Genomic DNA, 2,826 nt, shown 5'->3' on the forward strand with positions numbered 1-2,826 from the left:
AGACCTGCTTTTGGTGGAAACATTATGGCTACAATCATGTGTACAGAACACAGACCTCAGATGGCAACAGTGAGACCTGGAGTTTTCGACATGATTGCAAAGGATGAGTCAAGAGTTGATGCATCAAAAATAGACAAAAGAACTACAACATTCTCTGATACTGTTGATAGAATAAAAGTAATTGAAGTAGTAAAAGAGCTTAAAGACACAGTGGACCTTACTGAAGCTGAGTTTATAGTTTCAGGTGGTAGAGGTGTTGGGAGCGCAGAAAACTTCAAGCAGTTGGAAGAATTGGCTCACGCATTAGGCGGAACTGTTGCAGGTTCAAGAGCTTCAATTGACAACGGTTGGTTGGATCATGCACTTCAAGTTGGACAGACTGGAAAAACTGTAAGACCTTTGGTTTATGTGGCATGTGGTATTTCAGGAGCTATCCAGCATTTGGCAGGAATGCAGGACAGTGACTATGTAATTGCTATAAACAAGGATGCAGATGCTCCGATACATGGAGTAGCTAATTTAAGTCTTGTTGGAGATTTAAACAAGCTTGTTCCTGAGTTTACAGCACAGCTTAAGGCAATGAACAAATAGTAACAATCAAGAGACGATATTATTGCAGCTTAGGAAAGTTTAAATATGAATATCACATTTAAGCATTGTGATATTCGTTAAATGATAACTTTCCACGCGTTCGAACAACGACTTGTGTCGTTGACACAGCGTAGCTGCTTTCTAGGTATGTGGAATTAGACAGACGCATAATTACTATATGATCGGACGATATATATATATTATCAAATAATTGAAATATGAAATATGATAGACCCTGGATTTAGGGTCTATTTTTTTTAGCTCTATGAAGGCTTGAAAATCCATAATAGGCTTTCTTTTAAATTGTAATGGTTATATAATAAATATATACAAGGAAAGGATTGATATTATGGAAAAAACAATTAAAAGAACAGCTGCATGGTTAGGAACAGGCTTCATTGTTCTTCTGGCAGTAATAATAATAAACCAATTACATAGTGTTTTTATAGTCACCTCAGCGGTAAACATAAACCTTGGAAGGATAGTCACAGGAATTTTGGCCCTATTCTTCTTTGGAATATTTACAATGCCTTTAATAGGATTTATGAAGCTTAGAAAACCTCTGGAAATACCGGAGATGGAAGACGAGGTTGCCTACGGGAAGTATTTGACTACAATTAAAAAGAGGCTTGTGAAGAATCCAATGCTTAAGGATATGAACTATGAATTTGAAGAAGAAAAAGAAGTAAGGGAACAGATTATTTCAGCATACTCTGTGCTTGACTGTGAAGCGGAAAAAATAATAAAGGAAACGGCGTCTACTGTTTTCATAACCACTGCAGTATCTCAAAATGGTGTACTTGATGGTCTATTTGTAATGACCAGCCTGTCGAGAATGGTCTGGAAGGTAAGCCATATATATAATCAAAGACCGAATATCAAGGATATATTCCAGTTATATATAAATGTAGCGGTAACTGTACTCATGGCAAGGGAAATAGAGGACCTTGCAATACTTGACGAGCAGCTTCAACCTGTAGTGAATTCCCTCATAGGTGGAACCATCGGAACTCTTGTGCCCGGAGCGGCAGCTGTTTCAAACCTCATAGTGAGCTCAGTAATTGAAGGCTCTGCCAATGCACTTCTTGCATTGAGGGTAGGAGTTATTGCGAAGAAGTATATGACAAGGCTTGAAAAAGAGGACAAAAGGTTAATAAGAAGATCTGCAACACTTGAAGCCTGCAAGCTTTTAGGTTCAGTGGTTCAGGTGAATTCTGTAAACATTGTTAAGTCTTTTGTAAAGGCGTCAAAGAGAGCAACCATAGACAAGACCATTGATGGGATAAAGACAGGGGCGGACAAGACCATAGATGGAATAAAGACAGGAGCCGGTAGGACCGGCAATTTTGTAAAGGAAATTTTCAAAAGGGACAACAAAGAAGATGAATAGAGGTAAAGGCGACATAGTCGCTTTATCTTGATAGAAATACAGGTTTGATGTACAATGGTCAGGGTAACGCAATAAAAAATTAAAATTAATAAACGATAATAGATGACAGGAGAAACAACATGGGAATATTGATTACAGGTGGAGCAGGGTATATTGGAAGCCATACGGTTGTAGAGTTGTTGAATGACGGATACGAGGTTGTAGTTGTAGATAATTTCAGCAACAGCAAGCCGGAGGTTCTTAACAGGATAAGGCAAATAACTGGAAAAGACTTGAAGTTTTATGAAGCAGATATACTGGATGAAAATATAATGGATTCAATATTTAAAGAAAACAATATTGAAGCAGTGGTACACTTCGCAGGATACAAGGCAGTAGGAGAATCCGTTGAACTGCCGCTTAAATATTACTACAACAATCTTACAGGGACACTTGTACTTTGCGAAGTTATGAAAAAGCATGGAGTTAAGAAAATAGTATTCAGCTCATCGGCTACTGTTTACGGGCTAAATAAGTCTCCTTTGACCGAAGGAATGTCCCTTAGTACTACTAATCCATACGGTACAACAAAGATGATGATAGAAATGATACTGAGAGATCTATACAATTCTGACAATAAATGGAGCATATCTCTTTTGAGGTATTTCAATCCAATAGGAGCTCATGAAAGTGGTAGAATAGGTGAAGACCCCAATGGTATACCAAACAATCTCATGCCATATATAACGCAGGTTGCAGTAGGAAAGAGAAAGCAGCTTAGTGTATTCGGAAACGACTATAAAACAAAGGACGGAACAGGAATAAGAGACTATATTCATGTAGTTGACCTTGCAAAAGGACATATC

The 2,826-nt window shown here is 37.9% G+C and carries 3 protein-coding genes; all 3 read left to right on the forward strand.

The window, feature by feature from the left end; all coding sequences use genetic code 11:
* A partial coding sequence (locus AC3AX0_RS10820) for an electron transfer flavoprotein subunit alpha/FixB family protein (protein ID WP_487550300.1) occupies window positions 1–591 on the forward strand: 591 nt, incomplete at its 5' end.
* Between the two features lie 349 nt (window positions 592–940).
* Window positions 941–1,981, forward strand: a complete 1,041-nt coding sequence (locus tag AC3AX0_RS10825) for a DUF697 domain-containing protein (RefSeq protein ID WP_487550301.1) — start codon at window positions 941–943, stop codon at window positions 1,979–1,981.
* Between the two features lie 119 nt (window positions 1,982–2,100).
* The coding region (galE, locus tag AC3AX0_RS10830) for a UDP-glucose 4-epimerase GalE (protein WP_487550302.1) at window positions 2,101–2,826 on the forward strand (726 nt) is incomplete at its 3' end.

The sequence above is a fragment of the Dethiosulfatibacter sp. genome (genome assembly GCF_983023055.1).